General features: G+C 28.2%; 18 protein-coding genes. All 18 read right to left on the bottom strand.

The window, feature by feature from the left end; all coding sequences use genetic code 11:
- Nucleotides 1–30: 30 nt before the first annotated feature.
- The 18 genes from lgt to SFBM_RS01270 all read right to left on the bottom strand — a co-directional run bounded on the left by lgt (nucleotide 31) and on the right by SFBM_RS01270 (nucleotide 16,255).
- Nucleotides 31–825: a prolipoprotein diacylglyceryl transferase gene (lgt, locus tag SFBM_RS01345; protein WP_005807249.1), complete on the bottom strand. Its 795-nt coding sequence runs from the start codon at nucleotides 823–825 to the stop codon at nucleotides 31–33.
- 14 nt (nucleotides 826–839) lie between these two features.
- Nucleotides 840–2,087, bottom strand: a complete 1,248-nt coding sequence (locus tag SFBM_RS01340; protein WP_005807251.1) for an aminopeptidase P family protein — start codon at nucleotides 2,085–2,087, stop codon at nucleotides 840–842.
- A 170-nt stretch (nucleotides 2,088–2,257) separates the two neighbouring features.
- Complete coding sequence (locus SFBM_RS08220) at nucleotides 2,258–2,383, bottom strand: hypothetical protein (RefSeq protein ID WP_005807252.1); 126 nt, start codon at nucleotides 2,381–2,383, stop codon at nucleotides 2,258–2,260.
- 18 nt (nucleotides 2,384–2,401) lie between these two features.
- Nucleotides 2,402–3,049: a hypothetical protein gene (locus SFBM_RS01335; RefSeq protein ID WP_014017827.1), complete on the bottom strand. Its 648-nt coding sequence runs from the start codon at nucleotides 3,047–3,049 to the stop codon at nucleotides 2,402–2,404.
- Nucleotides 3,046–3,249: a hypothetical protein gene (locus SFBM_RS01330; protein ID WP_007441046.1), complete on the bottom strand. Its 204-nt coding sequence runs from the start codon at nucleotides 3,247–3,249 to the stop codon at nucleotides 3,046–3,048. The genes SFBM_RS01335 and SFBM_RS01330 overlap by 4 nt, the downstream gene beginning before the upstream one ends.
- Nucleotides 3,250–3,336: 87 nt before the next feature.
- Nucleotides 3,337–3,861, bottom strand: a complete 525-nt coding sequence (locus tag SFBM_RS01325; protein WP_005807258.1) for a spore maturation protein — start codon at nucleotides 3,859–3,861, stop codon at nucleotides 3,337–3,339.
- 10 nt (nucleotides 3,862–3,871) lie between these two features.
- Nucleotides 3,872–4,444 (bottom strand): nucleoside recognition domain-containing protein, encoded by a 573-nt coding sequence (locus SFBM_RS01320; protein WP_005807260.1) that lies wholly within the window; start codon nucleotides 4,442–4,444, stop codon nucleotides 3,872–3,874.
- A 76-nt stretch (nucleotides 4,445–4,520) separates the two neighbouring features.
- Nucleotides 4,521–5,519: a LacI family DNA-binding transcriptional regulator gene (locus tag SFBM_RS01315; protein ID WP_005807262.1), complete on the bottom strand. Its 999-nt coding sequence runs from the start codon at nucleotides 5,517–5,519 to the stop codon at nucleotides 4,521–4,523.
- A 43-nt stretch (nucleotides 5,520–5,562) separates the two neighbouring features.
- Nucleotides 5,563–8,679: an isoleucine--tRNA ligase gene (ileS, locus tag SFBM_RS01310; protein WP_014017826.1), complete on the bottom strand. Its 3,117-nt coding sequence runs from the start codon at nucleotides 8,677–8,679 to the stop codon at nucleotides 5,563–5,565.
- Nucleotides 8,680–8,819: 140 nt separating this feature from the next.
- On the bottom strand, nucleotides 8,820–9,041 hold the full coding sequence (locus SFBM_RS01305) for a hypothetical protein (protein WP_005807267.1): 222 nt from the start codon (nucleotides 9,039–9,041) through the stop codon (nucleotides 8,820–8,822).
- Between the two features lie 22 nt (nucleotides 9,042–9,063).
- Nucleotides 9,064–9,279, bottom strand: coding sequence for a hypothetical protein (locus SFBM_RS01300; protein WP_014017825.1), 216 nt, complete (start codon nucleotides 9,277–9,279; stop codon nucleotides 9,064–9,066).
- A gap of 133 nt (nucleotides 9,280–9,412) precedes the next feature.
- Nucleotides 9,413–11,572, bottom strand: a complete 2,160-nt coding sequence (locus SFBM_RS01295) for a hypothetical protein (RefSeq protein WP_014017824.1) — start codon at nucleotides 11,570–11,572, stop codon at nucleotides 9,413–9,415.
- A 115-nt stretch (nucleotides 11,573–11,687) separates the two neighbouring features.
- A complete protein-coding gene (locus SFBM_RS01290; protein ID WP_007439723.1) occupies nucleotides 11,688–11,885 on the bottom strand; it encodes a heavy-metal-associated domain-containing protein in 198 nt (65 codons plus the stop codon).
- Between the two features lie 15 nt (nucleotides 11,886–11,900).
- Complete coding sequence (locus SFBM_RS01285) at nucleotides 11,901–12,425, bottom strand: thermonuclease family protein (RefSeq protein WP_007439724.1); 525 nt, start codon at nucleotides 12,423–12,425, stop codon at nucleotides 11,901–11,903.
- A gap of 17 nt (nucleotides 12,426–12,442) precedes the next feature.
- Entirely contained in the window at nucleotides 12,443–14,671 is a 2,229-nt protein-coding gene (locus tag SFBM_RS01280) for a heavy metal translocating P-type ATPase (RefSeq protein WP_005807276.1), read from the bottom strand.
- 10 nt (nucleotides 14,672–14,681) lie between these two features.
- Nucleotides 14,682–14,867 (bottom strand): DUF4250 domain-containing protein, encoded by a 186-nt coding sequence (locus SFBM_RS01275; RefSeq protein WP_005807278.1) that lies wholly within the window; start codon nucleotides 14,865–14,867, stop codon nucleotides 14,682–14,684.
- Between the two features lie 74 nt (nucleotides 14,868–14,941).
- The gene (locus SFBM_RS08030) at nucleotides 14,942–15,103 is read right to left on the bottom strand and encodes a hypothetical protein (RefSeq protein ID WP_005807280.1); all 162 of its coding nucleotides are present in this window, start codon (nucleotides 15,101–15,103) and stop codon (nucleotides 14,942–14,944) included.
- 75 nt (nucleotides 15,104–15,178) lie between these two features.
- The gene (locus tag SFBM_RS01270) at nucleotides 15,179–16,255 is read right to left on the bottom strand and encodes a LexA family protein (protein ID WP_005807283.1); all 1,077 of its coding nucleotides are present in this window, start codon (nucleotides 16,253–16,255) and stop codon (nucleotides 15,179–15,181) included.
- Nucleotides 16,256–16,368 lie beyond the last annotated feature (113 nt).

Genomic DNA, 16,368 nt, shown 5'->3' with positions numbered 1-16,368 from the left:
AATAAAGATAGCTCACATTTATGTGAGCTATTAAGCCTTTTTAGTAGATTTAACTCTTAAATATATAAATAAAGCAACTCCAATAATCACAAACGCTAAAGAAACAATTTGAGACACTCTAAACATACCTAAATATAAACTATCTGTCCTCATACCTTCTATAAAAAATCTTCCAGTTCCATATAATATTCCATATATACAGGTTACCTCTCCACTATTTTTCCTATACTTATTAAAAAATATCATCAAAACAATAAATACAAATATATTAAGCATACTCTCATACAAAAAAGTTGGATGAACAGTTATGGTTCTTCCATTTTCAACAATACTCATGCCAAATAAAGAATTCGTTTCATATCCATATGCCTCTTGATTTACAAAATTACCCCATCTACCTATTCCTTGAGCAAGTGCAAGTCCAGGTACTATACAATCTGTACAATCTAAAAATTTCTGTTTCCTAATCTTCGTGTAAATAAAAACTGTTAAAACTCCAAACAATATCGCACCATAGATTGCAATTCCTCCCTCTCTTATATTAAACACACTTAAAAGATCATCTTTATATAAACTAAAATTAAATAACACGTAATAAATCCTAGCACCTATTACTCCAAATACTATCATATAGAAAAACATATCCATAAACTTCTCCGTATCTAGCCCAATCTTCTTCGCATTTCTATATGAAATTATCATAGCTATTATAATACCCAAAGTAATTAAAATAGCATACCAAGCGATATCTATACCAAAGATAGAAAACGCAATCTTATTTACTGTAAATTCCAACCCAAGATTAGGAAACAATATTTTATCCATTTTACCTCCAATAATTAATTACAATTCTCTCGCATAAATCCTTCAATCTCATCAACGGTTTTAATTATACCACTAGACAAAACCTCATGACCATCTTTTGTAACTAAGATATCATCCTCTATCCTAATTCCTATACCCTCATCTTTTATATAAAGACCTGGCTCAACAGTTACAACCATTCCCTCTTTATATACAAAATCTCTTCCACCAACATCATGAGTATCAAGTCCAAGTAAATGCCCTATTCCGTGATAATAATAGTTAGATAACTCTTCCCTATTAGCTATCTTACCTATTTTTTTAAGCCCCAAATATAAATTCTCCTTAGCAATCTCATTTAAATCACTCTGAGAAACTCCAGGACAAATCGCATCAATAACTTTAAGCTGAGCATTTAAAACTATATTATATATTTCCTTTTGTCTATCCGTAAACTTTCCATTAGCAGGAAAAGTTCTAGATATATCAGCTCTATAAAAATCTTTCTCAGCTCCTAAATCAAATAAAACTAAATCTCCATCTTTAATTTTATTATCATTCTCTATGTAATGTAAAATAACTGCATTTTCCCCAGAAGCCACAATAGACTTAAATGCATATCCATTTGCTCCACTATATTTTATCATATAATCAAAATAGGATTCTATTTGATACTCATACATATTAGGTTTTAAATTCCTCATTATGTTAAGTATCCCAAGTCTTGTTATATCAATAGCTCCCTTAATTTTTGAAATTTCATAATCATCTTTTATAATCCTAAGATTCTTAATATGTACATATATATTTTTAATATCCACATGGGGATACTTTACCTTAAGCTTATTTGCACACTCCTCAGAATAAATATGGGCATGTCTATAATCATCCCTATCAAAATCAAAATACACAGTTGGAGATTCTTCCTCAAGGATTATATTATTTAAAAACGAATAAAACTCATCTATATAAATCACCTCATCAACACTACTTATAGAAATAGCCTCATCTTTTAAAATTGTCTTTCCTATCCACTTAATCATATCTTCTGGTCTATTTTCTATAAAAAGTGTAGATTTAACATCCCCATTTATCTTCCTTATAAATAATATAAGATTCTCATCTTTAAGTCCAGTAAGATAGTAAAAGTTCTTATTAGTGTTAAACTCATAATATTCATCTCTACTTATCCTAACTTGTTTACCTGAAAAAATTATACACATATCGCCATTTCTCATATTAGATGAGAGCTTCTTTCTTCTTAATAAATAAATATTTTCCATAATTACCCCTCCTATATAAAATTAAAAATAATACCATAAAAATATAATATCTCATTTTATCTACCGAAACATAGATATTATATCATGAATAAAATATTTTCTATAATTATAAAGAATATGTATAAAGTAAATCCTTACAAAAAAAATTTTTAAGGGCAAAAATATTGCCCTTAAAATATAACTGCTAATATAAAAAATATTCCTATACCAACCGTAACATAAAACTGAAGTCTCTCTTTTGCACTCATCTCACGCAAACCTTGTTCGATATCATTTTTTATATCTCTTATTGTCATTATAAACCACCTTAATAATTAATATCTAAATTCCCCTAAAGAATTGAATTTTATAAACCAATCTGGATATGCAACTCCAAGTATTTTTTCTCCCACATCATTAAGTACATCATTGTCATCTTTTCCCATAAAAGTACTTGTATGTATAGGATTTTCTGTATTATCACTATCATCTATTAATTTATTTGAACTACTCAAATCCTCATTATCATTTGTTAATCCATGTATGTTATCTATATTAAAATTATATATTTCAACCAATTGATTCTTAAGTATATCCCGAAGCTCATAAACCTTCTTAAGTTCATTATCAAACTCTATCTGTTTTTCTTTAATAGATTCCAATTTGTTATCTAACTCTTTATTTTTATTTTCATACTCAAGTTGAAGAGCTGACAACCTTTCTCTTTCTTCTTTTAATGTCCTCTCCATAATCATACGTTCTTCCATAATTTTTTGTTTCTGAAAATTCAAATCTTCTCCTAAATTTTTGTAAGTGTCTATTCTATTTTTCGCGAAAAATATTATACCAAACATAAATAAAAATAAAGCAATAAATAATCCAAATTTAATTAAATCCTTTTGTTTTTTCCCATTTCCACTCTTTAAATCTAAAAATTTATCATAATCATCATTTCTAATTACCTTTAATCCACTACTCTTCATATATAAACTCCCATAAATCCATTAATAGCAAATGAAGTCATAGTTAAAAATAAAAAACAAGAAATAGTAGTTTGAAATACCTTTATAATAAAGGTTAGAATAAGTTTTCTACTCCCTATTAAAAAATCCTGTATAGGTTCAACACCAACAAAACAAGTAAGTAATCCAACTATCATAAGAAAACTTTTTATTACTTTCAAAGGAATACATCTCCTTAAACTTAATTCTCATTGGTACAATATTAAAAAACCCTACTTAAATTTATGTGTTTTATTTATTTTTTATGTTTAATTAAAAAATATTATTTTAGTAATATTTATCGCAATAATAATACCTATTATCTCGGAAAATATAGCCGTCCATAAAGTATGTCTTATTTTTTTAATTTTAACGCATCCAAAATAAAGTGCTATTGTATAAAATATTGTTTCTGTCGATCCCATGAGCACAGATGTCAGCACTCCTAAATAAGAATCTGGACCAAATGTCTTAATATTATCTGTATATATACCTAACGCACCACTTCCTGATAATGGTTTTACAAAAATCTGTGTAATAACCTCAGCTGGTATACCTATCATATCTAAAAAAGGTTTAATAAGATTTACTATGTAATCAAGCATGCCTGAATCTCTAAAAACTTTTATAGCAAGTAGCATGCACAAAAGATATGGAAATATGTTTTTACAAATTTTAAGACCATCTTTAGCCCCTTCAACAAACACCTCATAAACCTTAACTTTTTTAATTACCCCATATCCAACAATAAACAATATTATAAGCGGAATAAATGACGACGATAAAAAACTCATTAAATCCCTCCTAAAATACTCTCTGAAGTAACTTGCATATGATTATCGATATAATACTAGTTAAAAATGTTGTTACAATAATTCCAAGCATAACTCCACTATGATCTACAGACCCAGCCATACTTCTTATAGATAAAATAGTAGTAGGAAAAAGCTGTATACAATTAGCATTAAGTACTAAAAATAAAGCCATATCATTCGATGCAACATGTTTATTTTCATTGACCACATCAAGTTCCTCCATAGCTTTAATTCCAAATGGTGTTGCTGCATTTCCAAGTCCTAATATATTAGCAGTTAAATTCATAACAACAGGTCCCATAACCTTTTCATTATTCTTTTCTTTAAATAAAAGCCTAAGCATTGGTCTTAATATGCTTGCAAGTTTCTTTGTGAGGCCACTTTCCTCTGCTATCTTCATAATTCCACACCACAAACACATAACACCTATAAGAGAAATAATTAACGTTACTGTTGATGATGTAGAATCCACGATCGATTTACTTATTTTATCACCATTATTCCCTATCAATGAATAAATAAGTCCCGATCCTATCATAAAAAACCAAATATAATTTATCAAATAATCACCTCGCTCCTTTTTAAGATAATTTTATTTTTCTTATTAAGTTTTTATGTTAAAAAAGAAGAGAGTACAATTATCTTGTACTCTCTCTTTCTATTAAATTATATGGAACTACATAATTGAAACCATCTATTTGTTCATTATTAATTATCTTTATGAGTGTTCTCATACCAATGGATCCTAAATCATAGCTTGCCGTATCAATTGTTGTTAACTTTGGAGAAAATGCCGATGACATTAAAATATTATTAAATCCTATAACCTCACACTCCTGAGGGATATTAACTCCATTTTCACGAAGTGCATCCATCGCCCCTATGGCAAGTTCATCACATGTACAAAATACCCCATCAAAAGAAATGCCACCTTTAATTTTCTTTTGTATATACTCATATCCATTATTTAAAAATGGCTTACAAAAACATATAAGTTCCTTGTTTATCTCAATACTATTTTCTTCTAAAGCTTTAATATAACCCTTATATCTATAGGCTGATGCATTTAAAGTATCTTTATGATCCCCTATGTATAATATCCTTCGTCTTCCATTTGATATAAGTTTATTTACAGCTTCATTTGCTGCTTTAATATTATCTATTGTTATATTTGGAATATTTTTATTATAAACTGTAGTTTCTATTAAAACTGTCTTTATATCTAATTTCTGTATAATATCCAAACACATATCCTCAAGAGAATTACTCATAAACAAAATGCCGTCAACCATTTTCTCCTTAAGAATATAAATATATTCCTTTTCTTTATCCAGATTTAAATCTGAGTTACATAGAATTATATTATAATTATAAATATTTGCAACATCCTCGATTCCTCTAACTATCTCTGGATATAATGAATTAGATATATCAGGGATTAAAATACCTACTGTCCTCGTTCTTTGTGTTTTCAGACTTCTTGCTATAATATTTGGCCTGTATCCTAATTTAACTACTGCTTCTCTTACTCTTTTTTGAGTATCTTCATTTACAACTTCAATTCCATTTAAAACTCTTGAAACAGTTGCAATGGATACTCCTGCTTCTTTCGCAACATCCTTAATTGAAATAGCCATAATACAATCGCTACACTTGGTAACTTAATCCTTTCTAAAAATTTTACACCCTTAAAACATCTAAAACTAAAGCTTCCTTATTAATATTTAAATCTACATAATTCAAACCTAATTTATCTTCATTAAAATAAATGTTAAGAGTTAACGTTTCTCTTTGTATAATCTCCTTATATTTATCGATTATATTGATTAAATTAAAACTATCTTTTACATAAATATTAATCTTATCACTTACTTCAAATCCCTTTTCTTTTCTTAAGTTTTGTATCTTACTTATTATTTCGCGTACAAACCCTTCTTCTCTTAATATATCTGTAATAGTAGTATCTAGTACAACCCCAATAGTTCCTTCTCCAGAGAATGCATATCCTTCTAATCCATCCATTGTAATTAATACATTATCTTTATTTAAAGAAACCTTATTATCCCCCAAGTCAATCTCTATGCTCTCACCATCTTTAAGTTTTAATGATAATTCCATTTGATTACTCTTTGATAAAAATTCCCTAATTATAGGAATATATCTACCATAATCTTTCCCTAATACAGGTAAGTTTGGTTTAAGATTGAAACTTACATACTTACTTACATTAGCATTAAATTCAATTTCTTTTATATTGAGCTCATCTTTTATAATAGAATGGTAATAAACTTCTAAATCTTCCCCACTCACAAGTATCTTTTGAAGTGGTTGCCTATTTTTAATATTAGCATTATTTCTTGCACTTCTTCCAAGCTTAACTATTTTGTATGCGAGGTCCATTCTACTCTCAAGTTCTTTATCGATTAAATCGTAATTACATTTAGGAAAATCGCACAAATGTATACTCTCTTTTGAATCTTTATCAAAATTCCTTACAAGATTTTGATAAATTTCCTCTGTTATAAATGGGATAAATGGAGCTAATATTTTAGATAAATCAATTAAAACTAAATAAAGTGTCATAAAGGCACTTATCTTATCTTCATCAAAACCATTTGTCCAATATCTTGATCTATTACGCCTTACATACCAATTTGAAAGCTCATCAACAAAAGTTTCTATTTTATAAGCTGCATTAGTTATCTTATAAGAATCAAGCATTTCATCTACTTCTTTAATCAAAGTATTTAATTTTGATAATATCCATCTATCCATAATGTTTGATACATCGTAGTCTTTATAATCATTTGGATTAAATTTATCTAAATTCGCATAAAGAACATAAAAAGAATATACATTCCAATATGTTGATAAAAATCTCTTATGAACTTCTTTTACATCATCTTCTGAAAATCTTGATGGAAGCCATGGATAACTCGATGTATAAAAATGCCATCTAACAGCATCAGCTCCTTGAGAATCAATAACTTCATTTGGGTCAACAACATTTCCTAAATGCTTAGACATTTTCTTCCCATGCTTATCTAAAACGTGTCCTAAAACTACACAATTCTCAAATGGATTTTTATCAAAAATAGCTGTAGATATAGCCATTAAAGTATAAAACCAGCCTCTAGTCTGATCAACAGCTTCTGATATAAATTGAGCTGGAAAATTTTTCTCAAATAATTCCTTATTTTCAAATGGATAATGATATTGAGCAAAAGGCATACTACCTGAATCAAACCAGCAATCTATAACTTCTTTTGTACGAGTCATCTCTCCCCCGCACTTTTCACATTTAAGCTTAATATCATCTATAAATGGTTTATGCAATTCTATATCATCTGGAACATTTATTCCTTTCTCTTTAAGCTCCTCTATAGAACCAATGCAATCTCTATGCAAACATTCGCATTCCCAAATAGGAAGTGGAGTTCCCCAATATCTATCTCTTGATATACTCCAATCTATAACGTTCTCTAAAAAGTTTCCAAATCTTCCTGTCCTTATATTATCTGGATACCATGAAACCTTATCATTATTTTTGAGCAAATCATCTTTAATTGAAGTCATCTTAATGTACCAACTATCTTTTGGATAATACAAAAGAGGTGTATCACATCTCCAGCAGTGAGGATATGCGTGCATATATTTTTCATTTTTAAAAAGCATACCTCTCTCTTCTAGCAGCTTAATTATCTTAAGGTCACAATCTTTTACAAACGTTCCACTAAAGTCACTTATTTCATCTGTAAATTTACCTTGAAGATCGACAGGATTTATAAAAGGCAAATTATTTTTCTGACCAACTTTGTTATCATCTTCCCCAAATGCAGGAGCTATGTGTACAATACCCGTTCCATCAGATAATGTTACATAATCTGCATGAACTACATAAAAACCACGACCCTCTGGTCTTATATAAGTAAATAATTGCTCATAATCAATTCCTTCGAGTTTATCTCCCTTAAACTCACTTATGATTTCATACTCTGTATCGCCCAAAACTTTTAAAAGGTCTTTTGCTAATATATAAATCTCATCGTTTACAGAAACTTCAACATATGTATAAGCTCTATTTATCGCAAGAGCTGTATTAGATGGAAGGGTCCAAGGAGTTGTTGTCCAAGCCAATATGTACTTATTGTTAAACCCCTTAACCTTAAATTTAACAACTACTGTATTATCCTTAACATCTTTATATCCTTGAGCAACCTCATGAGAAGAAAGACCAGTTCCACACCTTGAACAATACGGAAGAATCTTATGTCCTTTATAAAGCAAATCCTTACCCCACATTGTTTTGAGTGCCCACCAAACAGACTCTATGTAATTATTCTGATATGTTACATATGGATTTTCCATATCTACCCAATATCCAATCTTCTTGGACATTTCTTCCCACATTTCAACATATTTAAACACGTTATTTTTACATTCTAAAACAAACTTATTTACACCAAAATCCTCTATTTCTTTCTTACCTGAAATAGAAAGTTTCTTCTCAATCTCAAGTTCAACAGGAAGGCCATGGGTATCCCATCCAGCTTTTCTCAAAACCTTATAGCCCTTCATAACCTTATACCTAGGTATTATATCTTTAATAACCCTTGTTATGACATGACCTATGTGTGGTTTACCATTAGCTGTTGGTGGACCATCATAAAAGCTGAAATATTCACCATCTTCATTTCTATCAAAGTTCTTCTTTACAATATTGTTCTTTACCCAAAAATCTAGTATATTTTTATCTATTTGACTCATAGGAGCATTAGATTCGACCTTTTTATACATAAACCCTCCAAGCTAATATTTAAATTAAAAATACTTCACCTTAACAAATAAGGTGAAGTATTTAAATCATTTTTCTAAAATTATAAGTTCATACTCAAAAATTGTCAATTATGTAGAAATTTTATAATATGTTTAAATTACTAATTTTCATATCCAGGTGATGGATATGCAGGAGAAGATGGACTTCTTAAAACCCTAGATTCCGGTGGTGGATATACTCCCTCTTTTGCATTAAGCTCCAACTTCTTTTTTTCTATCTCATCTAATTTAGATTGATTCGTAATTCCAACTCCAGCTAAGGCAGCAGCTAAACTTAACGTAGTAAATACTCCAATCCCTCCAATTAACCAACGCACTTGCATTTATTATCACCCCCTACTTATATTAATTAATAAATCCATTTGGTGGCGTTACATTTATATCTTTAGTTATATCCTCAACAGTCTTTATTTCTCTTCTTAATCTATCAAGTTCGGTATCTCTTAACGTACTTTTATTCCCTTCAATTCCGAGTCCTACCGAAAATCCAACTACAGTCGCAAGACTTAAAAATCCAGTCACTATAGCTGTACTCATACTAACTCCTCTTCCAACAGCCAAAACAATCCCTCCTACCATATAATTTATTCAAATTTAAGAAACTATAATTTACGATATATTAACAATATTATATAATATTTCATATTTGCCTTCAATAGTTTTTAACCTTTTTGTAATTTATAAGCAAACATAACTAATAGATTCCATTTAATATATTAAACCTATATCCTTTATTTTCAGTATTTGTAGTTGGAAACATAGATGTATTTATTCCTTTTATATCCTTAAAATTATTAATACCCACCATATCATTTAAAAGTGAGTCCCCCTCCAAAAATATAAGCTCCTTATTCCTAAATACAATGTACTCATCAATCCCCTTAGATTCTATTTGTTTATCTTCAGTACTCGTCTTATCTAAAAAATATTTATCATTAAAACCTTTAGAAGATAACGATATGTAATTCCCCGAATTAATCTTATCAATCTGTTTAAAATCAAGCATATAGATTTCAAATACATCAAATTCATCTTCAATATTGAAGAATTTTTTCATAAAACCAGAAGATACAACTCTAGCAAAATCATCTGAATCCTTAAAAGATAAGTAACTTCCATAATCATCTTTTATTTTAAATTCATCATCACGACCATCATTTTTCTCAATAATAAATCTAACCTTATTATTCTTATTCTTATCAAAAATTAATTTGTTATTTAAAAATCCATAATCCGTACTAACAGAAGTTCCAACAAGCTTATTATATAAATTAAAAGTCGTAAAATCATCATTGTTTGTTCTTATCTCAAAGATAAACTTACCTAAATCATTTATCCCTTTTTCATAATTAAAATATCCATTTAAATACGAATCATTATATAATGTTTCATTCATCGCATCCCCATCTTTTGGATTTACACTTAAAAATTCACCTGTTTCTTTATTTTTAAACATCACTTGAACATAATTTGAAGATAATATTTCCTCCTTCATCTCACCATAAGTAACCTTTTTTAAAATTGAAGATGACATATCATTAAACCTAAATATATCTCCATTTTCAATTTCAGCATCTCCCGTATAATAATAAGTCTTATCTTTTGATTTGTTTTTTTTCATAAATACCCTATTTGATATATCAAATATTCTATTCTCTGACGTTAATATAAAATCAGATGGAAAATCACTTAAAATAAACATATTTGTTCCCGAATCATAAGACAAAAATTTATTTTCATTAATATCATAAAATTTATATATATCAAACGTCTTGTTTGGAGTAAACACATAGTTTCCTCCTCTTAGATCTCTATACATCTTAAAATTTATAAGATTATCTCCTATAGTTTCACCGTTTTCTTCATACGCCTTATATGTTTTCATTAAATTATCATCAAAATACAACTTGTAATTATCAATCAAATTTATAATATCAACCGATCCATCTTCTCTTTTATCAATCTTAAAAATATTATCATCTCTAGAATCAAATATAAAAACCTGATTCCTAAGCTCACTCTCATAAATATTAGACAAACTATATGTATTACTTATTTTTAAATCTCCTGAACTTCCAGCACTAAAAGTTATAACAGGAGTATGAAATCTATTATAAATAGTAAAATTAACATTATCTCTAAGAAATAAATTCTTAGTATTCTCATCTACCTGAGCACTTAATGAATTTATAACAGGAATCTTTATGTTCTTGTTTATATGACCAAAATTATAAATAAAATTCCCATCTAAATCGCTATAATAATTGCTCTCTATTTTAAATTCCTTATCATAAAAGTTCGATATGTAATTTTCAAAATTTAAATATATAAAATCTGAATCTTTAGAGTAACTGAACCTAAACTCAAAAGAATCAATCTCTATATTATAAGATGTGTTATTGTATCTATTATATATATTAACAAGTTTTGTGATCTTATTTGTACTGCCATCGTCTAGATCTTTTAATTTTATCTTAAATATCCTCTTCCCATCCTTTGAGTCTATAACCTCATACGCATACTCACCAAGTGGCTTCTTGTCTATAATTATCTCATTTAAAATAACATCATTTAATACAGAACTATTACTTATTAAAATATTTAAATTCTCATATGTATTTTTAAGTTCATAAATATCCTTAGCCCCCTGAGATGATACCTTATTTATAGAAGTATTCCACCAATCAAGATAAACCTTATCAACTAAATTTGCATTCTCCTTAAATTCACTAATCCTACCATTAACCAGTCTTGTATCACCATATTTAAAATAAACCTGCAATAAAAAGATTGTAATAAAAAACACTGAAGAAACAATGCCAAATGATATATAATACAACCTTCTTCGATCCACTTATTTCAACTCCCCCTTTTCTAATAATTTTACACCAATAAATTTCCATATAAAATACAAAAAAACTGACAATTTATAAGAAAAACTCTTATAAAATTGTCAGTTTATATAAAATTTATTCTATATTATCTACATCAAATCCATAATCCGCAATTATATCAACTATTTCGTCGTTTGATCTATCTATATTACACATAACTGTCTTGGTATCTAAATCAACTTTTATATCTGTTCCACCTATCTCCTCTAATGCACTCCTAACCTTTTTCTCACAATGAGAACACTTCATACCATTTATATATATCTTTTTCAATTGATAAACACTCCTTTATTTCGATTTCTTATATCCATCTTCTGTAACATACCCATCTATACTCCAAATATTTTCTTGTCTTTCCTTAGCTCTATCTTGAGATGCTTTAAGCCTTTTTAAATACTTAGCAGAATCGAATATATAAGCAAGCCTTCCATATCCATTCTCTATAATATCCTCATTTATCATCTCAAGCTCTTTCTTATCATTATAATACCATACATAAGCCCATATCTTGCCATGTTTATCCATCTCTTCGCCATTTAATTCCAAATAAACATAGTCAACATTTGATAGCTTATTATCTAAATATTTCTTAGCTTCAACTCCAAAAGGATAGTTCCCTCTAAGTTCTGGAGAATCAACAAGAATTAATCTAACATCCTTTAATTCTTCATCTATTATAACCTTTATTGTATTTCCATCTATAACCTTATTAAATTGAACCTTGTGCAAATTCTTATCTTCAAAAGAACAAGACATTGTAAAACCTAATAAAATGATTAAAACCATAAATAGATATACAAACTTAAATTTCAATTCAAAACCTCCTAAATTTAGATCAGTTTTATAAATTTAAGTCTTAATGCATTTATTACAACAGATACAGAGCTGAAACTCATAGCAATAGCTGAAATCATTGGGTTTAAAAGAATTCCTCCAAATAAATAAAATACCCCCATAGCTACAGGAACTCCAATTACATTATATAAAAATGCCCAAAATAAATTTTGTTTTATATTCCCTATCGTACTCTTGGAAAGTTTCAAAAACTTTGGAATATCCATTAAATCACTTTTCATTAAAATTACGGAAGATGATTCGATAGCTATATCAGTTCCAGATCCAATTGATATACCAACATTTGAATTCATAAGTGCTGGAGCATCATTTATTCCATCACCAACCATACAAACTTTGTATCCCTTATCTCTAAGTTTCTGAACTTCAGAGGATTTATCTTTAGGTAAAACTTCCGAAATCACCTCATCAATACCTACCTGATTTCCTATAGCAAATGAAGTTTTAAAATTATCCCCAGTAAGCATTATTACTTTTATACCCATAGATTTTAACTTTGAAATTGCATCCTTAGAACTCTTTTTAACCGTATCTGCAACACTAAAAATTCCCCCAAGAACTTCGTCTATAACGACAAACATCGTAGTCTTACCATGCATCGATAAGTCATCACTTACATCCTTAAATTTATCTATACTTATATGATTCACATCCAATAGTTTTTTATTACCTATAAATATTTTCCTTCCATCAACTTCACCATAAACTCCCATACCTTCTATAATCTTAAAATTATCTACATCTAAAGTATCTATATTTTTCTCTTTCCCATACTCCAATATAGCTTCACCAAGTGGATGCTCAGATCCCTTTTCTATGCTAGTTACATACTTGATCATCTCTTCATTATCTTTAAATACATCCTTATCGATTATTAAATCTGTAACCTTAGGTTTACCCTCGGTTATAGTACCTGTTTTATCAAGTACTACAACATTTATTTTATGAGCATCCTCAAGTGCTTTGCCAGATTTTATAAGTATCCCATTTTCCGCACCAATTCCAGTTGAAACCATTATAGATGTAGGAGTTGCAAGTCCTAAGGCACATGGACACGCTATGACCAAAACCGATACAAATATTGAAAATGCAAAACCAAAATTCCTTTCATAAATTAGCCAAAATATAAATGATAAAAGTGCAATTGCTATAATCGTTGGCACAAAATAATAAGAAACCGTATCCGCAAGTTTTGAAATTTTAGGCTTAGAGTTCTGTGCTTCCTCAACAAGCTTAATTATTTGAGATAACATGGTATTGTCACCTACTTTTGTAACCCTATATTTTACAAATCCATTTTTATTTATACTTGCACCTATTACATCATCTGAAACTTTTTTATAAACAGGTACACTTTCACCTGTAAGCATAGATTCATCAACTAAACAGCTACCATATATTATCTCCCCATCAACAGGAAACTTATCTCCAGATTTTACAATAACTATATCTGAAACCTTAACCTCATCAATGCTTACTTCAACCTCATCTCCATCTTTCTCAATCAAGGCAGTCCTAGGCGATAATCCCATCAATTTCTTTATAGCCTTTGAAGTTTTACCCTTAGTTACACCCTCTAAATACTTCCCAAGTGTAATTAAAGTTAATATAGTCGCAGAAGATTCATAATATAAATTCATAGCTCTACTATGATCACCTAATATAACTTTTATGGTTTCATAGAGAGAATATAAAAATGCTGCAAATGTTCCTATTGTTATTAAACTATCCATATTAGGTTTAAGATTTATAAGACTCTTAATACCTTTTTTAAAAAATGGAAATCCAACAATCATAACGGGCATAACCAAAATTAATTGAGCAATTGTAAAATTAAAAGGATTGCTCATATGATCGAAGAAATCAATAACCTTATAAGAAAACATATGACCCATGGATATATATAAAAGTGGTATAGTAAATACAAGGGATATAATAAATCTTTTCAAAATATTTCTTATATACTCATTTTCACGGTCATAATAGTTATCCTCTGACAATTTATCAATTCCATATCCGAGTTTAATTACATACGATTCAATCTGATCAAGATTTATCTCTTTCTCGTCAAAATTTATGGTTAACTTCTCAGTTGACAAGTTAACCACAACATTATTTACCCCTTTTTTTCTAGAAAGCGACTTTTCAATTGATGATGAACAAGCAGCACAAGTCATTCCTGTTATTTTTAGTACTTTTTTCATAATCCATCCCCTATAACATTTTAATTTGATTTATATCCTTATGATATTTCATATTTAAGGAATTTAATTTTTCCATAACATCTTCAACACTAATATCATAATAATTACAAAATTCCTCCATACTGTCAAACTCATCTCTAAGTTTCATATTAACAATGCTAAAAAACATATTTTTATCCATCTTTAAAAAATCCATTTCAATCCCCCTATTTTATCTAAAAAACTTAAAACTTCCTATAAATAAATTAAGGAAGTTTCTACTCATAATATCTACTCTTCTATAACTATTGCATTAGGCGATTCACATGTATCCACATCTTCTTCATTACATTGCTCATTTATAGATTTTTTACTTTCTTTTTTATCAAGTGCAATAATAAGAGCCGTTAATGACAAAGTAACAGCAAGTAATCCCAATTTAAAATACTTCACAATATCACCTCAAATATTAATCTAAAAAATTTTATACCATATTATAACATAAAATAACTGTATATCTATCCTTAGTTAAAAATTATTATACTTTCTTATATAAGCTAATACCTTTCCAACTACCTTCACATCGTCATTTGAATATATATCACTAAAAATACTATAATCAGATATAAATTTTACATCTCCATCTTCCTTCACATACTTCCTAGCATACAAATGATTTTCTTTTACTATTACAACGACATCACCATTATTTATCTCACAACTAGAATCAATTAAAACCATATCTCCTATAAATAAATCATACTTACTCATGCCTTCATCATCTATTTCAACAAAATACAAACCTTCTTCATATGATATCCAGTCTTTCAATATTTTAATTGTGTCTTTTATATTTAAATATCTATCAATTAAAAATATATCTATACTTTCAGAAGTCAAATCATATAAAAAAGTTCCCATATCTTTGTATATAGATTTACAACTTGTATAATATCTAAATACTTCTTTAGTATTAAAATCTACATAATCCTTATATTCATAATTTAAATATTTAATCTCAGGATCCATATCTATTTGAGTAAATTCATCTTGATCATCATCTTCAATTACATATCTAAATTTATATAAGACCTCTTTTAAATTAATAATTTTGCGAGAATACTCAACTAAATCATTCACACTCTCAATATTATCATTTGAATCTTGTATAAAATAAACCTTAGAATAAGATAAATTTTTAAACATAGAAAACACTTTGTACACGTCACTTTTAATAAAGTTTTCGATATTATCAATTATTATATGGGTATACACTCGTCCAATATTTAAATTACTCAATTGATCAATAGTTAAAATATGTACTTCGATATCATCAGAAGGAAGTATAGATTTATATAAGTTGCTCCTATTTATGTAATTAAATATATCTATAACTTGTTCAATTTCATTTTCACATGATAAAAATAATATTTTATCATTCAAATCAAAACAATAGTTTCTCTTCAAATACAGCGCTTTAAAAATTGTAGCTATAGTCTTACCAGAATTTCGCTTACCCTTAACTAAGCAAAATTTATCATTTCTATATTTAACAAAATTATCCTGGGTACTATTCAAAAACATATCTAAAGAAACCACTACCATATCTAATTGCTCTCCTAAACTCTAAAACTATAATTTCAGTCAATCTTAAAACTCATTATAATATATTTTTTAGTAAAAGTATATTTCATTTTTTGACAAAATTATATATATTT

The sequence above is a fragment of the Candidatus Arthromitus sp. SFB-mouse-Japan genome (genome assembly GCF_000270205.1).
Lineage (GTDB): Bacteria > Bacillota > Clostridia > Clostridiales > Clostridiaceae > Dwaynesavagella.
The sequence above is the reverse complement of the archived record's forward strand: the minus strand, read 5'-3'. Positions and strand labels throughout refer to the sequence as shown.

Bases quoted from the DNA above. Each gene is read 5' to 3' on its own strand.
- ileS (WP_014017826.1), bottom strand. From the start codon at position 8,679: ATGTATAAAAAGGTCGAATCTAATGCTCCTATGAGTCAAATAGATAAA.
- SFBM_RS01335 (WP_014017827.1), bottom strand. From the start codon at position 3,049: ATGAAGAGTAGTGGATTAAAGGTAATTAGAAATGATGATTATGATAAA.
- lgt (WP_005807249.1), bottom strand. From the start codon at position 825: ATGGATAAAATATTGTTTCCTAATCTTGGGTTGGAATTTACAGTAAAT.
- SFBM_RS01315 (WP_005807262.1), bottom strand. From the start codon at position 5,519: ATGGCTATTTCAATTAAGGATGTTGCGAAAGAAGCAGGAGTATCCATT.
- SFBM_RS01340 (WP_005807251.1), bottom strand. From the start codon at position 2,087: ATGGAAAATATTTATTTATTAAGAAGAAAGAAGCTCTCATCTAATATG.
- SFBM_RS01325 (WP_005807258.1), bottom strand. From the start codon at position 3,861: ATGAGTTTTTTATCGTCGTCATTTATTCCGCTTATAATATTGTTTATT.
- SFBM_RS01305 (WP_005807267.1), bottom strand. From the start codon at position 9,041: ATGCAAGTGCGTTGGTTAATTGGAGGGATTGGAGTATTTACTACGTTA.
- SFBM_RS01275 (WP_005807278.1), bottom strand. From the start codon at position 14,867: ATGGATTTTTTAAAGATGGATAAAAATATGTTTTTTAGCATTGTTAAT.
- SFBM_RS08220 (WP_005807252.1), bottom strand. From the start codon at position 2,383: ATGACAATAAGAGATATAAAAAATGATATCGAACAAGGTTTGCGTGAG.
- SFBM_RS01280 (WP_005807276.1), bottom strand. From the start codon at position 14,671: ATGAAAAAAGTACTAAAAATAACAGGAATGACTTGTGCTGCTTGTTCA.
- SFBM_RS01270 (WP_005807283.1), bottom strand. From the start codon at position 16,255: ATGGTAGTGGTTTCTTTAGATATGTTTTTGAATAGTACCCAGGATAAT.